The 24,814-nt window shown below is 48.5% G+C and carries 24 protein-coding genes; 6 read left to right on the top strand and 18 right to left on the bottom strand.

Annotation, left to right across the window (positions count from 1 at the left end; all coding sequences use genetic code 11):
* Nucleotides 1-4: 4 nt before the first annotated feature.
* The 4 genes from aroA to TTER_RS00510 are packed head-to-tail and all read right to left on the bottom strand — an operon-like array spanning nt 5 to nt 3,362.
* Nucleotides 5-1,324, bottom strand: a complete 1,320-nt coding sequence (aroA, locus tag TTER_RS00525) for a 3-phosphoshikimate 1-carboxyvinyltransferase (protein ID WP_012874064.1) — start codon at nt 1,322-1,324, stop codon at nt 5-7.
* Nucleotides 1,325-1,383: 59 nt separating this feature from the next.
* Nucleotides 1,384-2,256 (bottom strand): prephenate dehydrogenase, encoded by an 873-nt coding sequence (locus TTER_RS00520; RefSeq protein WP_012874063.1) that lies wholly within the window; start codon nt 2,254-2,256, stop codon nt 1,384-1,386.
* Nucleotides 2,253-2,579 carry a hypothetical protein gene (locus tag TTER_RS00515; protein WP_012874062.1) on the bottom strand — a complete coding sequence of 109 codons (327 nt, stop codon included), beginning with the start codon at nt 2,577-2,579 and terminating at the stop codon, nt 2,253-2,255. The genes TTER_RS00520 and TTER_RS00515 overlap by 4 nt, the downstream gene beginning before the upstream one ends.
* A 9-nt stretch (nt 2,580-2,588) precedes the next feature.
* The gene (locus TTER_RS00510) at nt 2,589-3,362 is read right to left on the bottom strand and encodes a dolichyl-phosphate beta-glucosyltransferase (RefSeq protein WP_041424473.1); all 774 of its coding nucleotides are present in this window, start codon (nt 3,360-3,362) and stop codon (nt 2,589-2,591) included.
* A 224-nt stretch (nt 3,363-3,586) separates the two neighbouring features.
* On the opposite strand from TTER_RS00510, the gene dprA reads away from it, so the two are divergent.
* Entirely contained in the window at nt 3,587-4,549 is a 963-nt protein-coding gene (gene dprA, locus TTER_RS00505; RefSeq protein ID WP_241215205.1) for a DNA-processing protein DprA, read from the top strand.
* Between the two features lie 2 nt (nt 4,550-4,551).
* Here dprA and TTER_RS00500 read toward each other — a convergent pair whose 3' ends face one another.
* A complete protein-coding gene (locus tag TTER_RS00500) occupies nt 4,552-4,782 on the bottom strand; it encodes a hypothetical protein (RefSeq protein ID WP_148211857.1) in 231 nt (76 codons plus the stop codon).
* Nucleotides 4,783-5,053: 271 nt separating this feature from the next.
* Here TTER_RS00500 and TTER_RS00495 point away from each other — a divergent pair, with 271 nt between their 5' ends.
* On the top strand, nt 5,054-5,347 hold the full coding sequence (locus tag TTER_RS00495) for a hypothetical protein (RefSeq protein ID WP_012874058.1): 294 nt from the start codon (nt 5,054-5,056) through the stop codon (nt 5,345-5,347).
* 23 nt (nt 5,348-5,370) lie between these two features.
* Here TTER_RS00495 and TTER_RS00490 read toward each other — a convergent pair whose 3' ends face one another.
* The gene (locus TTER_RS00490) at nt 5,371-7,470 is read right to left on the bottom strand and encodes an ADP-ribosylglycohydrolase family protein (protein ID WP_012874057.1); all 2,100 of its coding nucleotides are present in this window, start codon (nt 7,468-7,470) and stop codon (nt 5,371-5,373) included.
* 89 nt (nt 7,471-7,559) lie between these two features.
* Between TTER_RS00490 and TTER_RS00485 the strand changes: the two genes are divergently transcribed.
* The gene (locus TTER_RS00485; protein WP_012874056.1) at nt 7,560-8,891 is read left to right on the top strand and encodes a glycerate kinase type-2 family protein; all 1,332 of its coding nucleotides are present in this window, start codon (nt 7,560-7,562) and stop codon (nt 8,889-8,891) included.
* Nucleotides 8,892-8,998: 107 nt separating this feature from the next.
* Here TTER_RS00485 and TTER_RS00480 read toward each other — a convergent pair whose 3' ends face one another.
* The 9 genes from TTER_RS00480 to pdhA all read right to left on the bottom strand — a co-directional run bounded on the left by TTER_RS00480 (nt 8,999) and on the right by pdhA (nt 18,592).
* Nucleotides 8,999-10,285, bottom strand: coding sequence for an MFS transporter (locus TTER_RS00480; protein ID WP_012874055.1), 1,287 nt, complete (start codon nt 10,283-10,285; stop codon nt 8,999-9,001).
* An 81-nt stretch (nt 10,286-10,366) separates the two neighbouring features.
* On the bottom strand, nt 10,367-11,062 hold the full coding sequence (gene lipB, locus TTER_RS00475; RefSeq protein WP_083768734.1) for a lipoyl(octanoyl) transferase LipB: 696 nt from the start codon (nt 11,060-11,062) through the stop codon (nt 10,367-10,369).
* An 8-nt stretch (nt 11,063-11,070) separates the two neighbouring features.
* A complete protein-coding gene (gene lipA, locus TTER_RS00470) occupies nt 11,071-11,982 on the bottom strand; it encodes a lipoyl synthase (RefSeq protein ID WP_012874053.1) in 912 nt (303 codons plus the stop codon).
* A gap of 12 nt (nt 11,983-11,994) precedes the next feature.
* Complete coding sequence (locus TTER_RS00465; protein WP_012874052.1) at nt 11,995-13,257, bottom strand: dihydrolipoamide acetyltransferase family protein; 1,263 nt, start codon at nt 13,255-13,257, stop codon at nt 11,995-11,997.
* 32 nt (nt 13,258-13,289) lie between these two features.
* Nucleotides 13,290-14,276, bottom strand: coding sequence for an alpha-ketoacid dehydrogenase subunit beta (locus tag TTER_RS00460; RefSeq protein ID WP_012874051.1), 987 nt, complete (start codon nt 14,274-14,276; stop codon nt 13,290-13,292).
* Nucleotides 14,277-15,311, bottom strand: a complete 1,035-nt coding sequence (locus TTER_RS00455; RefSeq protein ID WP_012874050.1) for a thiamine pyrophosphate-dependent dehydrogenase E1 component subunit alpha — start codon at nt 15,309-15,311, stop codon at nt 14,277-14,279.
* Between the two features lie 51 nt (nt 15,312-15,362).
* Entirely contained in the window at nt 15,363-16,604 is a 1,242-nt protein-coding gene (locus tag TTER_RS00450; RefSeq protein WP_012874049.1) for a dihydrolipoamide acetyltransferase family protein, read from the bottom strand.
* 32 nt (nt 16,605-16,636) lie between these two features.
* Nucleotides 16,637-17,611, bottom strand: a complete 975-nt coding sequence (locus tag TTER_RS00445) for a pyruvate dehydrogenase complex E1 component subunit beta (protein ID WP_012874048.1) — start codon at nt 17,609-17,611, stop codon at nt 16,637-16,639.
* Nucleotides 17,612-18,592 (bottom strand): pyruvate dehydrogenase (acetyl-transferring) E1 component subunit alpha, encoded by a 981-nt coding sequence (gene pdhA, locus TTER_RS00440; RefSeq protein WP_041424467.1) that lies wholly within the window; start codon nt 18,590-18,592, stop codon nt 17,612-17,614.
* Between the two features lie 334 nt (nt 18,593-18,926).
* On the opposite strand from pdhA, the gene alaS reads away from it, so the two are divergent.
* The gene (gene alaS / locus TTER_RS00435; protein WP_012874046.1) at nt 18,927-21,566 is read left to right on the top strand and encodes an alanine--tRNA ligase; all 2,640 of its coding nucleotides are present in this window, start codon (nt 18,927-18,929) and stop codon (nt 21,564-21,566) included.
* Between the two features lie 17 nt (nt 21,567-21,583).
* Nucleotides 21,584-22,024, top strand: coding sequence for a Holliday junction resolvase RuvX (gene ruvX / locus TTER_RS00430; RefSeq protein WP_083768897.1), 441 nt, complete (start codon nt 21,584-21,586; stop codon nt 22,022-22,024).
* Here the strand turns inward: ruvX and TTER_RS00425 are convergent.
* The gene (locus TTER_RS00425) at nt 22,021-22,962 is read right to left on the bottom strand and encodes a P1 family peptidase (protein WP_012874044.1); all 942 of its coding nucleotides are present in this window, start codon (nt 22,960-22,962) and stop codon (nt 22,021-22,023) included. The two genes, ruvX and TTER_RS00425, sit on opposite strands and share 4 nt — an antisense overlap.
* Nucleotides 22,963-22,972: 10 nt before the next feature.
* Complete coding sequence (gene ruvA / locus TTER_RS00420) at nt 22,973-23,551, bottom strand: Holliday junction branch migration protein RuvA (protein ID WP_012874043.1); 579 nt, start codon at nt 23,549-23,551, stop codon at nt 22,973-22,975.
* A gap of 111 nt (nt 23,552-23,662) precedes the next feature.
* Here ruvA and TTER_RS00415 point away from each other — a divergent pair, with 111 nt between their 5' ends.
* Nucleotides 23,663-24,154, top strand: coding sequence for a deoxyuridine 5'-triphosphate nucleotidohydrolase (locus TTER_RS00415; protein WP_012874042.1), 492 nt, complete (start codon nt 23,663-23,665; stop codon nt 24,152-24,154).
* 45 nt (nt 24,155-24,199) lie between these two features.
* On the opposite strand, the gene dcd is transcribed toward TTER_RS00415, so the two are convergent.
* Nucleotides 24,200-24,802 (bottom strand): dCTP deaminase, encoded by a 603-nt coding sequence (gene dcd / locus TTER_RS00410; RefSeq protein ID WP_012874041.1) that lies wholly within the window; start codon nt 24,800-24,802, stop codon nt 24,200-24,202.
* Nucleotides 24,803-24,814: the final 12 nt, after the last annotated feature.

Below are 24,814 nucleotides of genomic sequence, written 5' to 3'. Positions count from 1 at the left end.
TAGCCTATACGTTAGTTTTTGAATCTGACTGTGTGCCGCTTAGCTCTACGCCTAGAGATGAGAGATGATCCCAGAAGTTTGGGTAGGATATTGAAGCACATTCTGCTCCTAAGATAGTGGTTTTGTCCTCGGCTATAAGTGAGGCTACAGCTAGAGCCATAGCTATTCTATGGTCGTGATCTGGATCTACCTTAGCGCCCTTTAGTTTACAAGGCCCATGTATCTCGAACCCATCTCTCATCTCTCTAATATCGGCTCCCATCTGCTGTAGCGCTCTGCACAGTACGCTTATGCGGTCGGTTTCTTTGATCCTTAACTCTTCGGCGTCCCTTATGACTGTTCTTCCCTTTGCCTGTGTAGCCAAAACGGCTAGTATAGGTATCTCGTCTATCAGAGTGGGGATCTCCGTCCCCCCTATCTCTATGCCATTTAGTTCTGATGTGGAAGCCTCTATGTCACCTATGGGCTCCCCTGAAGATTCTCGTTCATTGTGAATTTCTATGTTAGCCCCCATCCTTTCCAGCACGTTTAAGAACCCTATTCTAGTTGGGTTAAGGCATATGTTGCTTGTTGTAACTTTTGATTCAGGTACTATAAGGGCTGCTGCCAGAATGAAGGCTGCTGATGAAGGATCGGCAGGGACATGGAAAGTGGTTGCCGACAACCTGCTGGCCACCAGTCTGACTGTTGTTCCATCAGACTGTATTTGAGCCCCCATGGCTTTCAGCATACGCTCTGTATGATCCCTTGATTTGGCAGGCTCTGTTACAACAGTTTCCCCTTCAGCTCTCAAACCAGCTAACAGTATGGCGCTCTTGACTTGTGCGCTAGCTACAGGAGTTTGATAATGAATGCCCTGAATCTTGCCTCCCCTGATTGATACTGGTGGATATCTGTCTTTGTTTCTAGCGTAATATCTAAGTCCCATATCACCTAGGGGTTTGAGTACCCTGTCCATGGGTCTCTTTGTGAGGCTTTTATCCCCGATAAGCACAGCATAGAGGTCCATGGGGGCTAGGGCACCTATTAGCAGGCGCATAGTGGTTCCTGAATTACCGCAATCTAGTATACTTTCAGGCTCTTTGAAGCCTGTATCTCCCACGCCCTCCACTCGAATATAGTTGCCATCCCTGCGTATTCCGGTGCCAAGAGATAGAAGGCATTCTAGCGTAGATTGGCAATCTCGGGCTGGGGAGTAATTATAGATATCTGTGGTGCCCTGGGCTAGCGCGCCAAAAATTGCTGCCCTATGGGATATACTTTTGTCTCCCGGCGGCATAATATTGCCGTGGACCGATCGTGCTGGAGATATGGTGATATCCAATTTGTCAACCTCATCATTGGTTTTGATAGAGAATTCTATGAAGGTCCCTGGACAAAGATCTAATGAGTATTATCTTTATAATACCGATTTCTCCGGATGTTGGCCGCTTCTTCCAGGAGAGATCGCAGTTTGCCCTCATCTCCTGCTTCTATGGCATCTGCCATTCGCTGCAGCTCGTGTGCAAACATATTTATGGCTTGGAGAATATTTCGAGAATTAGTTAGTATGAGGTCTACCCCCATTTGGTGGTCGCCTGCTGCTAAACGGGTGCTGTCCCTAAAGCCTGTTGCTGCCAACTTATGTGTAAGTTCTGTATCTGCCTCCTCAGCAGCTAGTACTAGGGCTGCAGAAGTGAGTAGTGGCAAGTGGCTGATGTAGGCGACTGCCAGATCATGCTCTTCGGCGTCTAGCCACAGTACGTTGGCCCCACATAGCTTTGCTAGTTCTTCGCATATGGATTTGGATTCTTGGTCTGATCTTTTGGTTTCGGTGAGTACCCAACGAGAGTTCAGGAAGAGATCCTTCTCAGCTGCTGATATACCAGGTGTTTCCTTCCCTGCCATTGGGTGCCCACCAACAGCCCTTAGATGTCTTGGAAGCTGATTCATTGCTCTGACCACGTCAACTTTACTACTACATACGTCGGTAATTACTGTGCCCTCTTTAGCTAGCTGAGCCAGATCGGTGATAAGATTTATGGAGGTTCTTGTGGGAGCTGCCAGTATTATCAAGTCCGCATGTGGTGCCTCGTCCTCCAGCCTGGTGGAGCCTCCAGTTATAGCTCCCCTTCTCAGAGCCTCTTCAAGCGTACTAACGCTCCTGGTCACTCCTCGGACCTCAACCCTGTTGTCGGTCAGCGCTAGACCTATAGAGCCTCCTATGAGTCCGAGCCCTACTATCAATACCTTTCCAAATGAAGGTTCCTTCTTCACTCTCCGCTAGATTCTCCTTGCAAGCGGTTGTATTCCTCGGCAGATATCTCGGTGCCACCTTCTATATTGCTCTCTATGATTCTCTTGGATTTGTCGAAATACCAAGTGCCTCTTATCAATCTGAAGCACCGGTTGCCGATTATCTCCTTATTGAGCTCATAGCCGCTAGGATCGTCTCCAGGACCTTCATAAAGAGGGTTTAGGTCTGTTGATGGGTTTACCCTGATACGTATGGGTTCCTGGCAGTAATTGCACTTGACGTAGAGGTACAACCCATCTTTGTCTGCCTGTTTGCCAGAGAAGAACCTTCTGAAGATACCCAATTTCATCACCTACTTCTTGTCGTACATTCCCCGTAGATCGTTGAGCTTTATCCGGATTATATCCTTAAGCATTCTATATGAATCCAAAGCAGGTCTGACTTTGCTACCGGAACTATAGTGCCATTCGACCGGCACTTCAGCAACTTTATAACCCCTCCTGGCTGCTATCTGAAGCACTTCTACATCCAGACTTGTAACCATAGGACCCTTGATGGCCGGGGCTGTGCTACCGTAAAGCACTAGGTTTGAAAAAATGTCCTTAGCTGCATGTTTCCTGAAGAGCTTGAAACCACATTGAGTGTCATTGAAGTGCGCCAATGTTAGTAACCTGACAAACAGGTTGAATACTCTCCCCATTAGGTGTCGATAGAAGGGTTCCTTATACCTTCTAGCTCCCACTCCTTCTCTGCTCCCAATAGCTATGTCGTATCCTTGCTCTATGCGTGCAAGTAATTTGCTGAGTTGAGAGATTGGAGTAGAGAGGTCAGCGTCCGTAAATAGTACTAGATCACCCGTGCTCGCTAGCACGCCTTCCCTCACCGCAGGACCTTTACCTCTATGTGGCAGCTTAAGCAGCCTAATGGATGGGTATTCTTTACTCAACTGGCAAGCTATCTGTTGCGTTTCGTCTGTGCTCCCGTCATCGACAACTATTAACTCGTATTGCCATCCCTGCGAGCTGAGGAAGCTAACGATCCTAGGGATCGTAACTGGCAGGCGTTTGGCCTCATTGTAAGCAGGGATAATCACAGAGATGAAAGGTCGACCTTCTGTCAAACGCATCTCCTGGAGACTTTGCATTGCAGGATTATACCAAGAGTTTTGAGCTCCTTAGCAGTCTAGGTCCCTATTGTCTCTGCTATAATTACGCCATGTCTTCTTGCGAAGATTTTCCCGATCTACCTTATTGGATAGCTTTCAGCCGTATTCCCAGTATAGGCCCTGCGAGAATAAGGAAATTGCTAGCCCATTTTGGTGGTTTGCAGCGTGCCTGGGAGGCTAATGCTTTGGAGCTGAAAGCTGCTGAGATGGATGACAAATCGATAGGCATTATCCTTAAGGCCAGGAAATCGATCAATCCACATTTGGAGCTGGAGAAGCTCGAGTCTAGAGGGATTAAGCCTTACGCATATGATTCTCCTGGCTATCCTCGGTTGTTGAGCTACGTACCTAATCCACCAGTGGTGATCTATGTCCAGGGAGACATCGTTCAAGAAGATGAGTGTTCTGTGGCGGTGGTAGGCACTCGTAAGGCAACAGCTTATGGGAGGGAGGTAGTATCGAGAATAGTTACGGGCTTGGTAATGAATGGTGTGACGGTAGTAAGTGGGCTTGCAAGGGGAATAGATTCATATGCTCATAGAGCTGCGCTTGAAGCTGGTGGCAGGACGATAGCTGTTCTTGGTAGTGGTTTGGATCAGGTATATCCTTGGGAAAATAAAAAGCTAGCAGATGATATAGTAAGGTCAGGTGCTCTCGTCAGCGAGTATCCTTTGGGAACAAGACCAGAAGCTCGTAATTTCCCCCCACGGAACAGGATTATCACCGGTCTTAGCCTCGCAGTTGTAGTAATAGAAGCTGATATGAAGAGTGGAGCGCTAATTAGTGCTGGCTTCGCAGCTCAACAAGGAAGAGAAGTAATGGCTGTTCCCGGCAGCATACTTAGTCCAACTAGTGCGGGTACGAACTATCTTATCCAACAGGGTGCCAAACTAGTTAGTCGTGTGGAAGACATATTGGAAGAGCTAGATATAGATCGTGTCAGCTTAGAGAGCAATTCTAGATCTATTGTTACAGATGATCCCACTGAGCAGGCGCTTCTTGATGTCCTGGGGACCGAGCCAAAGCATATTGATGATATAGCTTTCGAAAGTAACATGCCCATTGCTGTAGTAAGCGCTACTCTAACCATGATGGAGATCAAGGGCATCGTTCGGTCTAATGGCATGTTTTACTCGCTGGCTACCTAAAATTAGTTGTGTCTGTATTTACTACTAGCAGGTCGATGGGAGCCAATGTTATTTATCTTATGTGTCATAATCAGCCAGGATGCTCTCATCAAGCTATCTTCAAGTGTATGCAGGAGCCTGACTTGTCTGGCATCCAAGTTCTGTAGCCCTCCGCGCTTCAGTAACTGAGCAGCCAGTATAGCTCTTGTCAGTTGAGTTCGGACTTCATGATAGTATTTTTCTCTCGGGATCATCTCCATTTTCTCCACCTCATTGCACTATTCTTGCTAGTAACACTGGTAAGCAGGATCTGTTCCTCAGTAATAGATCAAGCGCTATAGACTACACAAAGAGAGGAGATGATTAGAGGAGAAGCTGTGTTATATATAATATATAAACAAACGTTTTTGCGTTCTTTTGTCTCTAGACAAACGTTTAAGTTAGTAGTATAAGTACATGGAGCCACTTGAGGATAAGGTTGGCATGGGAATTGCAAGGCTCCAGTGCAGAAGGGAGGTGTGGTAAATGATAGCCGATAACGGCAACGCTGTTACTGGTACAAGGGATGTGGTTTACGACCTTATTAGTGTTATCTACCACGCTCTAAAAGGCGCGGAGACCTATTCCTCCTATGTAGAGGATGCGGATTTCATGGGCGATCAGGAGCTGGTTCAGTTCTTCCGCAGGGTCCAAGAGGAGGACAGGAGGAGAGCTGAGGAAGCCAAGCGCTTGCTACGCAAGCACCTTGCTAGAGAAGCTGCTGAGGACTGGAATCCTGTAGAAGCCCATGTAAAAGGCATCTCGTTGGATGTGGTGTAGGGCCTAGGCCCTACACCACATTTTTATGTTGTAATGCTTAGAGCCTTGCAATCGACTCTACCCTCGGTACAGACCAGCCCAATGAATCCTGATCTTAGAAAGGTGTTTGACAGTCTGTATTCAAATGCTTCGTTTTCCAATGTTACGTAGACTGTATCATCCTTTATGCTGATGGTTATATCGTAGTACCGATCCAACTCAAGCTTTTTCTCGAAACTGTGTAGTACTGATATGTGGTCATCGAACCTGCTTATTAGCTCTACCCTGCCACTCCTTGGTTTGAGTAGGAGAGCGTAATACCTGTTTATTCCCCTTGCCCGGAAAGCCAAGCCTGCAGCTTCAGCCATATGTATTGATATAGAAGCGCGAAGAGTATAACCCCGCCAATCATCACATCCTTGAAGAAAGAGTCCTGTATCTTTGTCCTGTATGAGAGCGATACCACCTGATGGTGGATATAGAACATGATCTACAGCATCGATCCATGGTAGCCTCGAGTTTTGCTCATCCGGGAATATCAGGTTGGCGCTAGGAACGCCTTCCCATGTCAGGTAGTCAAGATATACTCTTCCTGAGGAATATCTATCGCTGGAGATCTCGACTCCCACTGCGTATATAGTTTGGTTGTTGATGTTTGGTACCCTCCAGTCGATGGTGGCCTGTTGTCTGGGCATCAAAGGGATAGATCTGGATTTGAATAATTCTGTGGAGCCATCGGATCGATACGTCTTTACTATCAGCGACAAATTTGCCTCGCCTGATATATCAGAGGCTAGGAACGACGCCCGAATAGTTTGGCCAGGATATAGTTGTGGGGAAGCCATTAGCCTATATCCCGGCATGTCCAGATCATCGGGGGGTATGAAAGTAGGAGTCAATGCTCTTGCGCTCTGTCCGGGACATATGTGTGCGAATTCCAGCTCCAGGGCTCTATTCCCATGAAGTTGCTCAATAGCACTGTTTCTTATACTCACCGTCTGGCAACAACCATCGGATTTGTCTACGTAGAATCCCTGCAGAGCCCCTGGGGCTTCGAAATGAAACCTGGCTCCTCCTTTGGGTGACACAGCCTCCATTCCCACCAACCGCCTGCCTATATTGGCTATACGATAGGACTCTCGCACGGCGTCGGTCACTACTCGCCCTCCGTCAGCGGAGGCTATGTACATTCTGTCCGCTAAGGGACTTCTCCAGTCTGGTCCTAGGTCGATACCTTCGAGGCCATTCTTTATGCCCAGAATGCAGCCGACATTACCAGAGTTACAGTCAGTGTCCCACCCGCTAGTGTTAACTATCATAAGGGACTTCTGGAAATCACCCTTTCCATATAGAAGGGCATTGATAATCAACGCATGGTTGGGAACTACGTGGCATCCTCCTCCATATTTGTCGTAACCATATTTTTGCTCTATTAGCTCTCTTGTTTGCTCCCAGTCATCATATGCCGTGTACCAGTTTCTTATATCAGTTATCAATCTGTAGATAGTAGAATCTTGGGGTATGAATGATATTCCACAGTCTATTAACTTCTCGATGTTGTCTTCTACAAATGCTTGAGCTTCGATAGCTGCTATAACCTGTGCCGCGTATATTGCTTCACCATCATGGCTTACACAGGCAGCTCTTCTAGCGAGATCAGCAGCCATCTCAGGATCTCCTGGAGAGACCATTCCCCAGCCATCGATGAATATTTGGGCGCCTATTTGTTCAGCTACAACTTTGCTGTTGGTTTCTATTGATCCACTTTGTGGGGGCTTGAGTCCTTGCTTGAGGCGTAGATATGCCGTATGCTCTGTGGAGTTGCCTAAACCTCCCCACCATAGTATGGTTCTGTTCTCGATGATATAGTTCAACCAAGTGTTGCCGATCTGCTCTGGTGATAGATCCTTGCTGCACCCATAGTCCTCAAGTGCTCTTATGAAGGTGAATGTCCCGGATATATCATCATCGGTTACTATCAGTGGTTGTTTTAGCTTGTTATTTACGTAGTACCATATGTACCCGAGCTCAGACTTGATCTTATCATAGGGCCATCCTTCGAAGGGTCTTCCAAGGTACACTCCGATGATCTTGCCCAATACACCAGCGTATACCCTCTCCAGGTAGTCCTCAGGTAGGCTCATGCTCATCCTCCCGTAAATTTCGCTTAGAATGCATACTACTCCAGAAGCTGAATACTATGTAATAGCATAGAAAACTAGAGGGTATCAGTGTGATCTCAATAGAGACTCTTAGGAATGATGCTAAGGATATATTGATGGCTGGTGTAAAGGCATGTAACGCTCGAGATGCTGTAAAGAGGAACCTTCAACTTGTGGATGGGGAATTAAGATGCGGCAATTCTACAGTTCTTCTTGATGAATATAAGAGGATATTGGTTGTTGCGATAGGCAAGGCAGCTGCTGACATGGCTCTCGGTGCGCATGATGTACTTGGAGACCTCGTGCACATATACTTCGTTATAACTAAGTACGGTCATGGGAAGGATATAGATAGACTAGGTATGAGGCTATTTGAGTCTGGACACCCTGTCCCAGATGTTGCAGGGGTGACAGCCGCTACGGAGATGATACATCTCCTGGAGGAGACTTCTGATAAGGATTTGGTGATATTTCTTATTTCAGGTGGAGCCTCGGCTTTATGTACTTTGCCGGAAGATGATATCACCCTAGAAGACCTCCAGGAGACCACGAAACGCTTGCTGTTAGCTGGCGCTGATATTAGAGAGCTTAACACCGTTCGCAAACACATCTCCAGATCAGGTGGTGGCAAGCTTGCTGGAATAGTATATCCATCCAGAGTAGTGGCACTTGTAGTGTCAGATGTTATAGGTAATGATCTGGATGTTATAGCATCTGGACCTCTGACTCCGGATCCTACTACGTACCAAGATGCGCTTGAAGTCGTCGATAGGCTTAGAGTAGAACTGCCTGTATCTGTCAAGAATTATTTGCTGATGGGGATTGCGGGGGATGTACCTGAAACTCCTAAGCCAGGCAGTCCGGAGTTTGAGAACGTATCCATCAGGGTTATAGCGGATGTTTTCCTGGCGCTCCGCGAAGCAGCATCTCGTGCAGAGGCACTAGGGTACGAGTCTTTGATCCTTACTTCAAGACTGGAGGGAGAATCAAGAGAGTTGGGTAAGACTGTAGGTAACATAGCGGTCAATGTAGTAAAAGAGAATGTCCCCTATAGTCCACCTGTTGCTCTGCTCCTTGGTGGTGAAACTACAGTTACAGTGAGAGGCAATGGTGTAGGGGGAAGAAATCAGGAGCTAGCTTTGTCGGCAGCTTTGGCCATGCAGGGATGTGAGAACGTGGTAGTAGCATCTATGGGCACAGATGGAACGGACGGCCCAACGGATGCTGCTGGAGGCATCGTGGATGGCCTAACTGTGGCTAGAGGTAAAGTTGCTGGATTGGATGCGAAGCGATACCTTGCTAGGAATGATGCTTACAACTATCTCAAGGCGACCGGTGACTTGATATTCACAGGACCCACTGGTACCAATGTAAACGATCTGGTGCTGGTGCTTGCAAGGTAAGTTTATGTGGGTAGCCTTTATAGGTAGGGCAAGAACGGATCTGGCTTCAACGATGGGACCCTAAGCCAATAGCTACCAAAGATGCGCAATAGGTGGCGTTAGAAGTTCTAGGCTATGGCAAGCTCAGGTTCTGAGGAGCTCTTGTACTGTCGTAGTGATGGATACTTAGCAGCTACCCACAATGTAATCAGTACGGTGGCTACACCCCCACTTACGATAGCAAATGGCACTCCCAGCACTGAGGCTACTAGCCCAGCCTCTAGTTCTCCCAGCTGTGGCCCACCCATGAAAAATATCATATTGACCCCAACCATTCGGCCTCGAAGATGGTCTGGGGTAAGTATCTGCCGTACTGTGCCTCTAATCACCGTTGAGACTGTATCTCCAGCTCCAGTCAGTGCAAATAGAATGTACGAAAGTATGAAGATCTTGGAAACGCCGAACAATGCAGTAGCTATACCGTAGATCGCAACACTTACTAGTAGGACTATACCCTGATGGTGTATCTCTCTTCTTAGGGAGAGAATTAAGCCCGCGATCACCGAACCCACAGATTGTGCTGTAGATAGTACGCCATAACCTACAGGCCCTACTTGCAGGAGATCCCCAGCTACTATGGGCAACATGGTTCTTGCTGATGAAAAGAATGTAGCCCAAAAGTCAAGGATCATAGTGCTCCATATGATGGGAGTGTTGCGTACAAATCTGAACCCCTCGAACATAGCCCGCAGATTGATGCTTGTTTCCTGAGCAGCTGGCTTTCCTCGGAAACTCATCATAAGAATGAGAGCAAGTACCATGAGGTATGCCAATGAGTTGATAGCATAGACCCAGCCTATGCTTAGAGAGGCAATTAGTGCTCCGGCAATAGCTGGCCCTATGATCGTGCCTATCTGCCAGTCCAGGGTGTTCAGACTTATGGCATTAGTTAGATGCTCTTTGGGCACAAGTTGAGGGACTATTGCCTGCCTGGCAGGAGTATCAAATGCGGAGACGGCTGCACTAAGCGCTGTCAATAGATAGATAATGCCAAGAGATATATTACCTGTGAGGGTCGTTATCGCTAGTAGTGCGGATACTAATGCCCCTCCAAGTTCTGTCCACAGCAGTATTTGTCTTCTGTCATGTGTATCGGCTACCATGCCTCCGAGCATGGAGAAGAAGATTATGGGGAGGACTCTTATCATGCCTAATATCCCCAACCCTAAGGCCTCAGCTCCAAGCTCGAAGTGTCTCCCTAAGATGTCTATGGAATAACTTGTATTGCTGAGTAGCCTATATATATGCCAGTTGATAGCGGTAAAGCTCATTTGCGAGCCTATGGTTGATATCAGCTGGCCGATCCAAAGCAGCCTGAAATCACGATGGCTAAGCGCAACAAACCTGGTACTCAACTTAGAGGTCCTACAATGAAAGACTTACAGGAAATAAGTGCTCATATATATTACATGATATGAGCAATATAAATCTAACTATTATCTTGTGATCTGGACCTCAAATACCTCTGAAAAGTGATGTTCTATGTGGTCCATAACTTCTTCCAGGGGAATTGTGCGACCTAGAAGAACCTGTAGACTGGTGACACTCCTACCAGTGATGCCACAGGGAATTATCATGTCGAAATATCTGAGATCCGTGTTGATGTTGATAGCGAAGCCATGCATTGTTATACCTCGGCTTATCTTGACGCCAATAGCTGCTATCTTGGCTTTCCCGATCCACACGCCGGTGTATTGCTCATCCCTGTGGGCTGAGAAGCCGTAGTCGTTCAGGGTTCTTATGAGCACCTCTTCAAGCATGCGGAGATATTTATGCACGTCGCTACCTATATTCCGGAGGTTGATCAGAGGATACCCCACGATCTGTTCAGGTCCATGGTATGTTATATCACCGCCCCTATCGGTCTCTATAACTTCGACATTCATTGCCCGAAGTTGCTCTATAGAAGCCAGAAGATGGTCATGTCCACCTTTCCTACCTATGGTATATGTGTGGGGATGCTGAAGCAGGATTAATGATTCCGGATGTTCATTTGAGGCTATGCTAGCTACTAAGCTCTTTTGTAGCTCCCAAGCCTCCATGTATGGGACAATGCCCATACGCAGTACCTTTACCGGCCTTCTATCGAGAGAATGTTTGTAGCTGTGTGTCGGAGGTACGGGAGTAATCATGGTGAAGATCAGACGGCTTTTTGCAGGAGGGAGGATACCTGCTGATCGGCGTGGTAGGAGGAGCGCACCAGGGGACCTGACTCCACATGCTTGAACCCCAGCTCCAAAGCCTCCTGCTTGAGCTCCTCAAACTCCTGGGGAGTGTAGTACTTCTCCACAGGCAGATGCTCCCTGGAAGGTCTCAGATACTGCCCCACCGTCAATATCTCCACCCCCACACTCCTGAGATCCCTCATCACATCCCTCAGCTCCTGCCTGCTCTCCCCCAAACCCACCATCAACCCACTCTTGGTCAACACCTCTCCCCCAAGCTCCCCTGCCAGCTCCAACACCCTCAGACTCCGCTCGTACTTGGCCTGTGGCCTCACACGCCTGTGCAACCTCGGCACAGTCTCCACGTTGTGGTTGATGATCTCTGGCCCTGCCTCCACCACCTTCCTGATCGCATCCTCCTGCCCACGAAAGTCCGGGATCAGCACCTCCACCGAGCAACCAGGTACCCTCCTGTGGATGGCCCTGATGGTGCGAGCAAAGATCTCAGCTCCCCCATCAGGTAGCTCATCCCTGGCCACGGAGGTCACCACCACATGCCTGAGCCCCAATCTGGAGACGGCCATCGCCACCCTGCCAGGCTCCAGCAGGTCGTACTCTGGAGGCCTGCCAGTCTCCACCGCACAGAACCCACAGGAGCGTGTGCACACCCTGCCCAGGATCATGAAGGTGGCTGTGCGCCTCTCCCAGCAGTCCCCTATGTTGGGACAGTGCGCCTCCTCGCACACCGTGTGCAGCCCCAAACCCCTCATCAACCCCTTGAGCTCCTGGTAGTTGGGGCCACTGGGTATCCTGGCCTTGATCCAACTGGGCTTGGGCAGCTCATAGGCAGGCCTGCCATCGCTCATGTGCTCTACGTCTGGCTTCATGCTAATCCTCCATTATCTGTAGCCAACCCCCAATTTGTCGGGGTCGAATGTTTCTAACTTCTTCTTTACGCTTTGCAGGAACCTGGCTGCCTGTAGGCCATCCAGGATTCTGTGATCGAATGATAAGCACATATACATCATAGAACGTATTGCTATAGCATCGTTAATTACTACTGGACGCTTGATTATAGCCTCCATGGTCAGTATAGCAGCCTGAGGCTGCACTATAATTGGAGTCGATATTATCGTGCCAAATGTCCCAGGGTTGTTTACTGTGAATGTACCACCCTGGACGTCTTCAGGAGATAGCTTACCTGCCCTAGCTTTATTAGATAACTCGTAGATAGTCCTTGCTAGGCCAACGATATTTTTCTCATCAGCTTGCTTGATCACCGGTACTAGCAGACCGTCTTCTAAGGCCACAGCTATGCCTATGTTTATCTGCTTATGTAGTACTATACCCTCGTCGCTCCAGGAAGAGTTGAGTATTGGATGCTCTCTTAGACTTTGTGCTACGGCAGACACAACAAAGGGGAGATAAGTTATAGGTATACCTTCGTGTTTTTGGAAAGCGTCCTTAATGCTTTCCCTATACTGTACGATACTGGTCATATCCACCTCTATGACTGCTGTGACATGCGGAGCCGTATAGACGCTTTGCACCATGTGATCAGCTATAGCTCGCCTCATGTGAGTCAGGGGTATAATCTCATCCCCTGGAAGCATATGCAAAGGCTTGGGTGCAATCTCTTGAGGCTTGTAAGCTGCGACCTTAGCGCCTTCAGGTTCGTTCCTCTTAATGCTTTCCAGGGTGTTTATATAAGACTCGACATCTTTCTTAGTAACCCTGCCCCCTAATCCAGACCCCTTGATCTTTGAAAGATCCAGCTTGTATTCTTCAGCAAGCCTTCTTACAGCTGGGGAGTACCTATGAGGCTTACCCTTATCCCTAGTTAGGTGAACGGTCAAGGTATCCTGCTGTTGAGCCGATTCGTCAGGCTCAGAGCGAGTGCTAGCTGCAGTTGCTTCTGGCTCCTTTTCGGAGATGATTTCTACTTCGGCTATCTCTGTGCCTACTGGCACAGTTTGCCCCTCAGGAACCAGTATCTTGACTATTTTGCCTGTGATTGGCGAGGGGTAATCGGCACTGACCTTGTCAGTGATAACCTCGAGAAGGGGTTCATATTCCTGAACGGTTTCCCCCTCCTTCTTGAACCACTTACCGATAGTACCTTCTACGACGCTTTCCCCTAGCTGTGGCATGGTGATACGCATACTGACTCCTCATATATAGGCAAGCTAGTGGTTTAGTACTTGGCAAGGTTACGAATAGCCTCCGCTATTTTATAGGTGTTTGGTAAGAATGCTTCTTCGAGGGTGCTAGCGAATGGAATAGCAGGTACATCTGGTCCTGCCAGGCGGGTGATGGGGCCGTCCATATACTCGAATCCTTCTGAAGCTATAATTGCCGCCACCTCAGCCCCGAAACCACCAGTGATGTTATCTTCGTGGACTATCAAGGCTTTGCCTGTCTTGGCCACAGAGTTTAAGATAGTTTCCTTATCTAGAGGCGATAGAGTCCTAAGGTCAATCACCTCGGCTTCTATCCCCTCGTTCGAGAGTAAGTTGGCAGCTTCCAGTGATTGATGAACCATGAGCCCGTATGCAAATACGCTCACGTCACTCCCTTGACGCACGACTTTGGCTTTGCCTATAGGTACTTTGAATCGGCTTCCCTCAGGTACCTCTCCCTTTATCAACCTGTAGGTCTTCTTGTGTTCTAGAAATAATACGGGATCCGGGTCATCTATCGAGCTACGGAGCAGTCCTGCTACGTCGTATGGAGTGCTTGGAGCAACGACTTTTAGCCCTGGAACATGAGTGAAAAAGGCCTCTACGCTCTGAGAATGATAGAGCGCTCCATGAATACCACCGCCCCAAGGGCAGCGTATAACCATCTGTACATTCCATGCGCCATTAGATCTGTAACGTATGCGAGCGGCTTCGTTTACTATCTGATCAAAAGCCGGGTGTATAAAATCTGCGAATTGTATCTCTGGAATGGGGAGTAAACCGTTTAAGGCTGCTCCAATCGCCGTACCTATGATGGCCGATTCTGCCAGGGGAGTATCGATCACTCGCCATTCTCCAAATCTTTCTTGTAAGCCTTTCGTAGCTCCGAATACTCCACCAGCCAGACCGACATCTTCCCCAAGGATTATGATTCTTTCATCGCGCTCCATCTCCTCAAACAAGGTGTCTCTAATAGTCTGTATGACGGTTTTGGTTGCCATTCATTTTGCCTCCTCAGCAAAAACATGCCTAAGTAGTGATGATGGAGATGGAGGGGAGGCTTGCTCTGCGAATCTAGTAGCATCATCTACGATTGACAATGCCTCGCTCTTTACCTGATTTTCGAATTCTTCGGACCATATACCCTGGGCCTGCATGTAGGTTCGTAGCCTTTCGATAGGTCCCTTTCTCTTCCATTCCTCAACTTCTACCTTGGTTCTGTATCGGCTCTCATCATCATCTGAGGAATGGGGTACTATCCTATAAGTTTTACATTCTATAAGTGTCGGACCTTCACCAGCTCTTGCTCTTTCAACAGCAGCCTTCATGGCTTTGTATACATCCAAGACGTCATTGCCGTCAGTTACTACGCCTGGAAAGCCATATGCACAGGCTTTGTCTGCCACATTGGGAACGGCCATCTGTTTGTTTTGGGGAACAGAGATAGCGTAATGGTTGTTCTCGCATATAAATATGACGGGAGCCTTTATCACGCCTGCAAAATTAAGACCCTCATGGAAATCACCTTTGCTGCTTGCTGCCTCTCCAAACCATACAGCAGTGACGACATCTTCATTCTTGATCTTGGATGCCAGTGCTATGCCCACGGCATGAGGTATCTGGGTGGCGATAGGGCTCGATCCCGTTACGATCTTCAGCGGTTTGTAGCTGTAATGACCCGGCATCTGTCTGCCTCCGCTAGCTGGGTCATCAGCTCGCGCAAATAGGGACAGCATGATCTCTCTTGGCGTTACACCAGCGTACAGGCAAACTGTCAGATCACGGTAATACGGGACGAAAAAGTCCACTCCAGGTCTTAGAGCATAAGCTGTCCCTATCTGAGCTCCTTCCTGCCCCTGCCCTGATATAACGAAGTGTACTTTGCCCTGTCTGTTGAGTATCCACATGCGCTCGTCGAGTGTGCGCGCAAGTACCATAAGACGGTACATCTTCTTCAAGTCTTCGGCGGTTAGCCCGAGTTCTGTATGGCGGTCCTGGGAATTAGTTGCGGAGATTTCATCTTGGGTGGTTGCCATTATATTTACCTCCAAACATGCTACCCACCCATCACCGGTTTATCGTATTCCTTAGAAGGCCAGCAGCAGAGGATTTTCCAGGAACTTCCTTAACTCATTGAGAAACTCTGCTGCGTCGGCTCCGTACAGAACACGATGATCCGCTGAGAGAGTTACTCTCATACGATTACCTATAACTATCTGTCCATCCTGCACGACCGGCTTCTGGGTGATTGCCCCAACTGCAAGAATCGCAGCCTCAGGCTGGTTAACTACGGCTTGAAACTCCTCAACACCATACATTCCCAGATTAGATACTGTGAATGTTCCTCCAGACAGATCCTGGGGGCTGAGCTTATTTTCTCTAGCTTTGTTTATCAGAGCCCTGGTTTCAGCAGCTATCTGCCTGAGGTTCTTCTTGTCAGCATCTCTTATTACAGGGACATACAGAGCCCCTTTAGTAGCTACGGCAAAGCCCACATTTACTTGTTCGTTATACTTTATACCTCCATCAACATAAGAGGCATTAGCTAACGGATAGTTACGCAGCGCCAAGCCACAGGCCTTTATAACCATATCGTTGAAGCTTACAGGTGGCTCACCTAACTGATTGATCTCCTGTCGCAAAGCTATGGCCTTAGACATATCCAATTCAATAGTGATATAGATGTGTGGTACCTGCGTCTTGCTTTGCACCATCCTCTGAGCGATGATGCTCTGAATGCGAGTAAAGGGCTCTACTCTGCTGGGTGGTGCTGCCTCTGCGGCAGGTATCTCTTCAACTTTGGGTGCCTGAGTCCTTGATGCAGCTGCTCTCTCTACATCTTCTCTCTTGATCCTGCCGTTAGGGCCTGTACCTTTGACGGTGGCAAGGTCTATACCTAGTTCCTGTGCGATACGTCGAGCAAGAGGCGAAGCCTTTATACGGCCTTGAGGGCCAGCAGTCCCCGCCTCCTCACGCGGAGCGATCGGAATCGGGCTTTCAGCTGGCTGAGGAGTTTGCTCCTGCACAGGCTCTTGGGGTTTAGTTTCATGCTTTGGTTCTTCTGTAGTGGGTGTCTCAGAAGGTCCTGGCGCCTCCGATGGTGAGCGGATGATTGCTATTGGCTCTCCTACTGGTACGGTTTGTCCTTCCTGGACGAGTATCTTCTCAATGACTCCATCCTGAAAGGCCTCAAGCTCCATGTTAGCTTTATCTGTCTGTATCTCGGCTATTGCCTCACCTTTTTTGAAGGAGTCACCTTCTTTCTTGAGCCACTTACCTACGGTGCCTTCCTCCATGGTATCGCTAAGTCTAGGCATCGTTAGGTTCATATCAGCAATTCACTCCTGATCTCAAATATGCTTTACTCGAGTACTTCTCTGACTCTCGCAACTATCTTGTCTACTGAGGGCATAGCGGCCCTCTCCAGGGGTTTGGCATAGGGCATTGGCACCTCTGCTCCACCAACTCTTAGTACTGGGGCGTCTAAGTAGTCAAAAGCCTGCTCCATTAGTCTGCTGGCTACCTCCGCCCCCACGCCAAAGCTCAGCCATCCTTCCTCTACTGTGACTGCTCTATTGGTCTTCTTCACGGACTCTATTACCGTCTCCATGTCGAGAGGTCTTAACGACCTAAGGTCTACTACCTCCACGCTCACGCCCTCTTTCTCAAGCTGTTGCGCTGCTTGCAAGCACCAGTTCACGGCCCTTGAGTGGGAGATAAGAGTTACGTCTGTGCCTTGACGTTTTACGTCAGCCTTGCCTAGAGGCACAGTATATTCTCCCTCAGGAACTTCGCCCTTAGTGTTATAGAGAGCTAAGTTCTCCAGGAAGAAGACAGGGTCTGGGTCTCTTATAGCGGTCTTGAGCATCCCCTTTGCATCAGAGGGACTCGATGGAGCCATGACCTTTAGCCCTGGTGTGTGAGCAAACCATACCTCGAAACTCTGTGAGTGCTGGGCAGTCAGCTGCTGGCCTGCACCACCTGGAGCACGTATAACCATAGGTACGGATACTTCGCCACCGAACATGTAGCGTATCTTGGCTGCGTGGTTGATGACTTGATCCATGGCCACGAGGATAAAGTTTATGGTCATGAACTCCACTACCGGCCTCAGGCCAAGCATCGCGGCCCCTATACCAGCCCCAAGGAAGCCTGTTTCTGATATGGGGGCGTCTCTGACTCTCTTAGGTCCGAACTGAGCTAAAAGCCCTTGAGTTACTCTATATGCTCCTTCAAACTTCCCAACGTCTTCTCCTATGATGAAGACATTGGGATCGCGTTCCATCTCCTCTCTAAGAGCTTCGTTGAGTGCTTCGCGATAGGTCTTGACAGCCAATTACTCACCGTCCTCTGTATATACGTATTTGTAAAGATCGCTGACATCAGGGTCAGGACTCTCTATAGCGAACTTTGTTGCCTCTTCTATTTCCTGTTCAACTTCGGACTCTATCTTAGCCTTAAGCTCGCTATCCAGAACACCCATCTCCTCGAGCCTACGAGCGGTCAAATGTATCGGATCTCTTTGCATCCACTGCTTGACCTCTTCCTGCGTTCTATATCTGCCAGCATCGGCCATGGAGTGACCTCTAAACCTATAGGTTATAGCCTCAAGAAACATTGGTTCACGGGTTTCTCTTACCTTCTCCACCATGCGCTGGGTGACCTCGCGTACTGCGAAGAGGTCCATGCCATCTACCTTCTCCGCCGGCATATTATAAGCGCATGCTTTCATCCACATCTCAGGAACTGCGGAATCTTCATCAACACGTGCGCCCATTGCGTACTGGTTATTGACGCAGAAGAACAACACTGGCAGATGATACACCTTAGCCAGGTTGAGCGCCTCATGGAAAGCACCTATATTGGTTGCACCCTCACCAAAGAGGCACATCACAATACTGTCCTCACCTTTATATTCGATCGCCATGGCAGCACCCACAGCTAAGGGTAAGTGTCCTCCTACAATACCGTAGCCTCCGTAGAGTCTATGCTTTTTGTCAAACAGGTGCATAGAACCCCCGCGACCTTTAGACAGTCCTGTAACCTTACCACATAGCTCAGCCATGACTGCCTTGGGATCGCTACCAAGAGTCAATGCATGTCCGTGCTCTCGGTAATAAGTGAAGACGTAATCATCTTCTCTTATTGAGGTTAGAGCGCCAACTACTGTAGCCTCTTCTCCCACATTGAGATGGCAGTAGCCACCTATATAGGCTTGTGTATAGAGTTGGGCAGCTCTTTCCTCGAAGTGTCGTATGAGGAGCATCTTACGATATAGCTCGAGGAGTTGCTCTTTGTTTTCTGTACGTGTTTCCATTTTGGCCAAAGCTCGCTCCTAATATGCACCGTGCAACAAGTGCCGGACAAGTATATTCCTAACTTTTATACACGTCAATGTTAGCATGTACTCTAAGTATTACACGAGACCAGCAATTTTTAAACCGTTAGAACAAATCATATAATAACATGTCTTATTGCTCTATAATTTTAGAGCCTATTGTAAGTATGCTTTGTGCTATTTCCAAGTCCATATTACCAGTGTTGATTACAGGATTGAGTTACAGTTTACGTAAGCCTATCGATTTGCATTATTTCTGCCATACTTATACAGGGATTACAATAGGGGTTTGTTTGAGAGGATTCCAAAAAGGATGAAGAGTAGCGAAATTAGATCCAAGTTTCTTGAATTCTTTGAGGCTCGTGGCCACACTGTCGTACCTAGCTCTTCGCTAGTTCCGGCCAAAGACCCCACCTTGCTGTTTACCAACTCTGGAATGGTGCAATTTAAGGATGTCTTTTTAGGCAGGGAGTCTCGATCTTATACCAGAGCGACCACAGCCCAAAAATGTATGCGGGCGGGTGGCAAGCATAATGACCTGGAGAATGTTGGTCCCAGTGCCAGGCATCTGACTTTTTTTGAGATGCTGGGCAACTTTAGTTTTGGAGACTACTTCAAGCGTGAGGCTATTGGTTACGCTTGGGAATTTGTTACTCAGGTGCTGGGTCTTGAACCTTCCAGGCTGTGGGCCACGGTGCATTACACAGATGATGAAGCCGCGTCCTTATGGCAGGAGGTAGCCGGTCTCCCTGAGAGCAGAATAATACGGATGGGAGATGAGGATAATTTCTGGCAGATGGCGGATGTTGGTCCGTGTGGACCGAATTCTGAGATATTCTATGATCGTGGCCCGGAAAAGGGATGCGGAGATCCAAACTGTACTCCTGCGCATGATTGTGGAAGGTTTTGGGAGTTTTGGAACCTGGTCTTTATGCAGTACTACCAGGATGAGTCAGGGAACAGGACTCCACTGCCCAAGAAGAATATAGATACAGGACTGGGCTTGGAACGCACCTCGGCAATCATGCAAGGTGTTGACTCTATATTCGAGACCGACCTCTTTGTACCTATTATGGATGAGGTCCAGCGAATAGCTGGGCACAGCGATGAGGATCGCCGAAGAGAGATAGTTGCTTATAGAGTTATTGCCGATCATAGTAGATCTCTTGCGTTTTTGATAGCAGATGGAGTTACCCCGGGTAATGAGGGGAGGTCCTATGTCCTGCGAAGGATTATCAGAAGGGCAATACGTTTTGGTAGGCGAATTGGCATCGAAGGACATTTCCTTAGCGACACTGCCAGAGTAGTAGTCGACATAATGGGTCATCATTATACTGAGCTCGAGGACCAATGGAGTTTCATTGATAAGGTTACAAGGGCAGAAGAAGAGCATTTCTCCAGGACCTTGGCCAGGGGAGTGGCTCAGCTTGATGATTTGATCGACAAGCTGTCGGCAAGTGGCCAGAAGGAGATTCCCGGAGAGGATGCATTTCGTCTTTATGACACATATGGTTTCCCACTGGACCTTACTCTGGAACTTGCCAGGGATCGTGGTTTCTCGGTTGATACCGAGGGATTCAAACGTGCCATGGAGAGGCAGCGAGCTCAGAGTCGAGCTGCAAGTACCTTCACTGCAAAGATGCCCGCTGCCTATGCTGCGCTGAGCGGTGAACCCACTCAATTTACCGGCTATACCACCCTAGAGGATACCGGCAGGGTCATGGCCATTATCCGAGAGGGTGAGCTTGTCGATAAGGTCGAACATGGACAAGAAGCTGAGATACTCCTCGACAGGACACCTTTTTATGCCGAAGCTGGTGGTCAAGTGGGAGATACTGGCGTTATAACAGGTCCGGAGGGTGATTTCCATGTATTGGATACTCAAAGACCTGTCAATGGCTATATCCTGCATAGGGGTAGAGTACTACATGGCTCCATCAGTGTGGGGCAGAATGTTGATCTAGTGGTAGATGCCAGACGGCGCCAGGATATCATGAGAAACCACACCGCGACGCATATCCTGCACAAGACTTTGAGGGATGTGCTAGGTCCTCACGCTCGCCAGGCTGGTTCGCTAGTAGCTCCAGATAGGTTGCGATTTGACTTTACACACCCTTCGCAGCTATCAGATGAGGAGTTCTTCGAAATCGAGAGAATAATCAATGACGTTAGCCAGGATGACAGAAAAGTCTATGCACAGGAGAAGCCTTACACTGAAGCGATAGCTTCTGGAGCTATGGCTCTGTTCGGAGAGAAATACGGAGATATAGTGAGGGTTGTAAGTATAGAGGATTATGGTAGCGAGCTTTGTGGTGGCACGCATGTGCATCATACTGGCGAGATAGGTCCTATATATATCACCAGTGAGGGGAGCATAGCTAGTGGAGTAAGAAGAGTTGAGGCTGTTACTGGTAGAGGAGCAATCAAGTACGCTCGAGAGAGGATGGAGCTGCTCGAGCGCTTAGGAGCTAAGCTAAAAGTTCCCACTTCTGAGATAGAGAGGCAGGTTGCTCTGCTCCAAGAAAGACTTAGAGAGCAGGAGAGACAGATAGAACAGCTTAGGAGACAGCTTGCTGCTGGTGAGATAGATCAGATGCTGCGCAACGTTCGTCAGGTCGATGGCACTAAGCTGTTGGTGGCTCAGACGAGCCTCGATAGCCGGGAAGCCATGTCCGACCTTGCTGATAGACTTAGAGATCGACTAAGATCCGGAGTGGTAGTGGTAGGCTCTGTCCTTCAGGGCAAGCCTAGTATAGTGGCTGTAGTCACCCCGGACCTAGTCCAGAAGGGTGTGCATGCTGGCAAGCTCGTCAAGGAGATATCTGCTCTTGTTGGTGGAGGCGGAGGTGGGAGACCCGATAGAGCCGAGGCTGGAGGTCGTTTCCCTGAGAAGCTTGAGGAAGCTCTTGGCTCTGTTGATGAGGTGCTCGCAAGGCAGCTTGAAGGTAAGTAAGAGATACTATGGTTGTTATGGGGATAGATCCTGGCAGGAAGAGAATAGGAATAGCCTTGAGCGATCCTACGGGTTTATTGGCCACAGCCTATAAAGTTATTCACAGGACTACTTCCGATAGAGATCTGGAGGAGATCAGACGCATAGCTGAGCATGAGAATGTGGAGAAGATAGTGGTAGGACTGCCTCTCCACATGTCGGGGTACGAGGGTGAAGAGGCGGTCCGCGCCAGGGAGCTGGCAAAGCAGATAGAGACTGCTACGGGGCTACCAGTTGAGCTTGTAGATGAGCGTTTGACCTCGGTAGAGGCTGAGAGAAGGCTATTAGAGTCGCGACGCAAGCTTGGTAAGTTGGGTAGAAAGAAACTTGCTATTGATGCTGAGGCTGCTGCGGTCCTGTTGCAGGACTATTTGGATCAGGAAAGATTACGTCAGAGAGCGATCGATTCGAGTCTCTAACGATGATTTACCTTTACCGCTACCGCGTCCAGGATTGCCCGCTCTACGGCTCTTATAGCTCCAACACCTAGAGCTATCATTTGATCTGTGGTAACTACCTGATTATCTGCAGTCGTAGAGAGGGCAAAAACCACGTCTCCATCTACCAGTGTATGCGCAGGACGAATAACTCTGGCTAGGCCATCATGTGATATAGAGGCGAGCCTGTTTGCTTGTTCCTTAGATAGAGGTGCGTCTGTAGCAACTACGACCAGGGTAGTGTTTTGCCCTTCATTTGATGTGCTTGGTCTTCCCTCTAGAAGGACGTCCTCTGTACTTATGAAATTCCCTGTTAAAGGATCTTTTGGACCTGCTATTATCTTGCCACTATTAGGATCAACCACATCTCCCAGAGCATTAACCACTACTAGCGCACCTACACGGAAACTTCCTACCCGCTCACTTGCTGAGCCCAAGCCCCCTTCGGTGCAGTTCTTGGGACCAAGGATCTTCCCTACGGTGGCGCCAGTTCCAGCCCCCACTCTACCTCTGCTCATTGTCTTGCTGGTAGCTTCCCGACAGGCTTGATATGCCATCTCGGAGTGAGGCCAGCCTACTCTACCTACATTTAGGTCATAGATGGCAGCTGCTGGAACTATTGGAACCCTGGTTGCTGGAGTATCAAAACCAATTCCTCTCTCCCATAGGAAACGCATTACACCACTTGCTGAATCCAATCCAAAAGCGCTACCACCTGTCAGGAGGATTGCGTGTACTTTGCTGACTAGATTACCGGATCTGCATAGATCTGTTTCTCTCGTAGCTGGAGCAGCTCCCCTAACATCTACCCCTACAGTAGCTCCCTGCTTGCACAGCACTACTGTGCAACCGGTACGAATGGTTTGGTCTTCAGAGCTACCAACTTCGATACCCGCTACATCTAGTATGCTGTCTTGCATCAGTTTCCTCCTAAGGAGTGCTGAAATAGGAGAGTGCTAGTCTAAGCTTCTCCTCCATAGGGAGCTCTTTATCTGTAGGGAGGCTACGGACAGCTGCTTGTGCCTCTCCAAGTGTGTAGCCAAGCGCTAAGAGTGCGGAAACCAGCTCCTCGTCTTTGTGACTGATTATCTGGACTGCCTCGCCAGAAGGTTCCACTTTGCCCTTCAGCTCTAGAATTATTCTCGCAGCTAGTTTCTTGCCTATTCTTGGTATGAGTGAGAAGAACTGTGCGTTCTCCTGAGCGATAGCGGTCTGTATTTCCTCTACACTTGCCGATGATAGTATGTTTAGGGCGTGATTAGGTCCCACTCCAGTTACTGATATGAGCAGCTCAAACAATCTCAGCTGTTCTCTAGTGGAGAAGCCGTAAAGCGTCAGGGCGTCTTCCCTGACCATCAGATGGGTATGCAGGTATACCTCATCACCAATCTCCCCAATCTCTCTAACCATCGAGGATGGTGTGAATACCCTTAGACCAACACCTCCAACCTGTACAATCAACCCATCGTTTAGCTTGTATTCTATATGTCCCTTAATTGATGCGATCATGCCCTCTTGCTTTGCACTATCATAATAAATGTTTTCATTACCACGAGTTTAGCTGATTGTGTGGGCCCAATGAGGTATTTTATCTTGAGTAAAGAATGTTGGAGATATGGTATGTCTGAGGAAGTAGATACCAACGCAGCAGATTTTATTAGGGATTACATAGACCTTGAGGAACAGACGCAGCCCAACGGTGTAGAACTTACACTCGCTTGGGTGGAGCGTTTTCTGGAAGCTGGCAAGCTGGCATTTGATAACAGCGAGAGAGTCTTGCCACGGACTGAGAGGCTTGAGTTTGACTCAGAAGGCTGGATATGGCTACCACAGAGCTCCTACAAGATTGGTTTCAATGAGTTTGTGACTATTCCTGAGGATAGGTTTGCTATTGCGAGGCCTCGATCCAGCCTTCTAAGAATGGGGGTGTCGGTTGGAACGGCCCTATGGGATTCAGGTTTTAGGGGGAAAGGCGAAGCTATTCTTTGTGTGCATAATCCGCATGGATTTTGGGTACGTAAGAATGCTCGCGTAGTGCAGTTAGTATTCTTCAAACTACCTACTAGGGCACACAAGCTGTACGAAGGACAGTACAAAGATCGCACGTGGTAGCAATACTACTCAATACGATTGCTACCACGTGCGGCAAGAGAATTCCTAGCTTTCCCCTACTTTTATCTCGCCTCTTCTGAGGAATTCTACGTCGTTCTTGATCCTGCTGGGAGTGGGCTCCCTCTGCCCCTGATACTTGCTGCCCCTTAATGGACCGTATGGGCGAGCTACAGGTCCTGTATGCATAAGAGTGAGCTGGCATATTCTAATACCAGCTCTTAGGGCAACTGGTATCTTCCCGATATTGCTGATCTCGAGAGTTATATTACCCTCAAATCCTGGGTCTATGAATCCAGCTGTGGAATGTACAACTACCCCCAACCTACCGAGGCTGCTTCTACCTTCAAGTCTACCAACTAGATCAGGAGGTATTTTTACATATTCCATCGTAGATCCGAGTACAAATGCGCCTGGATGCAATATGAATGGCTTGTCTTCCAGTCGCACGATCTGGGATATCGAATCAAGGTCTATGTCTTCGGTCGGATCTATAACTGCCTGCTGTGCGTAGTTGTAGACCCTGAAGGTGTTGCCAAGCCGCAGATCAACCGAAGCTGGCTGGACCTGTATGTCTATGTCAACTGGTGGGTCAAAGGATACCCATCCAGTCTTTATCGCGTCTATGATCATCGTGTCAGATAAAATCATGTTGCTGCTCCT

The sequence above is a fragment of the Thermobaculum terrenum ATCC BAA-798 genome (assembly GCF_000025005.1).
GTDB lineage: Bacteria > Chloroflexota > Chloroflexia > Thermobaculales > Thermobaculaceae > Thermobaculum > Thermobaculum terrenum.
This window is presented reverse-complemented; position numbering and strand designations above follow the sequence as displayed.

Excerpts from the sequence above, each read along its gene's own strand:
- TTER_RS00510 (WP_041424473.1), bottom strand. The coding sequence starts at position 3,362 with ATGCGTTTGACAGAAGGTCGACCTTTCATCTCTGTGATTATCCCTGCT.
- TTER_RS00500 (WP_148211857.1), bottom strand. The coding sequence starts at position 4,782 with ATGATCCCGAGAGAAAAATACTATCATGAAGTCCGAACTCAACTGACA.
- TTER_RS00495 (WP_012874058.1), top strand. The coding sequence starts at position 5,054 with ATGATAGCCGATAACGGCAACGCTGTTACTGGTACAAGGGATGTGGTT.
- TTER_RS00490 (WP_012874057.1), bottom strand. The coding sequence starts at position 7,470 with ATGAGCCTACCTGAGGACTACCTGGAGAGGGTATACGCTGGTGTATTG.
- lipB (WP_083768734.1), bottom strand. The coding sequence starts at position 11,062 with ATGATTACTCCCGTACCTCCGACACACAGCTACAAACATTCTCTCGAT.
- lipA (WP_012874053.1), bottom strand. The coding sequence starts at position 11,982 with ATGAAGCCAGACGTAGAGCACATGAGCGATGGCAGGCCTGCCTATGAG.
- TTER_RS00465 (WP_012874052.1), bottom strand. The coding sequence starts at position 13,257 with ATGCGTATCACCATGCCACAGCTAGGGGAAAGCGTCGTAGAAGGTACT.
- TTER_RS00460 (WP_012874051.1), bottom strand. The coding sequence starts at position 14,276 with ATGGCAACCAAAACCGTCATACAGACTATTAGAGACACCTTGTTTGAG.
- TTER_RS00455 (WP_012874050.1), bottom strand. The coding sequence starts at position 15,311 with ATGGCAACCACCCAAGATGAAATCTCCGCAACTAATTCCCAGGACCGC.
- TTER_RS00450 (WP_012874049.1), bottom strand. The coding sequence starts at position 16,604 with ATGAACCTAACGATGCCTAGACTTAGCGATACCATGGAGGAAGGCACC.
- pdhA (WP_041424467.1), bottom strand. The coding sequence starts at position 18,592 with ATGGAAACACGTACAGAAAACAAAGAGCAACTCCTCGAGCTATATCGT.
- alaS (WP_012874046.1), top strand. The coding sequence starts at position 18,927 with ATGAAGAGTAGCGAAATTAGATCCAAGTTTCTTGAATTCTTTGAGGCT.
- ruvX (WP_083768897.1), top strand. The coding sequence starts at position 21,584 with ATGGGGATAGATCCTGGCAGGAAGAGAATAGGAATAGCCTTGAGCGAT.
- TTER_RS00425 (WP_012874044.1), bottom strand. The coding sequence starts at position 22,962 with ATGCAAGACAGCATACTAGATGTAGCGGGTATCGAAGTTGGTAGCTCT.
- ruvA (WP_012874043.1), bottom strand. The coding sequence starts at position 23,551 with ATGATCGCATCAATTAAGGGACATATAGAATACAAGCTAAACGATGGG.
- TTER_RS00415 (WP_012874042.1), top strand. The coding sequence starts at position 23,663 with ATGTCTGAGGAAGTAGATACCAACGCAGCAGATTTTATTAGGGATTAC.
- dcd (WP_012874041.1), bottom strand. The coding sequence starts at position 24,802 with ATGATTTTATCTGACACGATGATCATAGACGCGATAAAGACTGGATGG.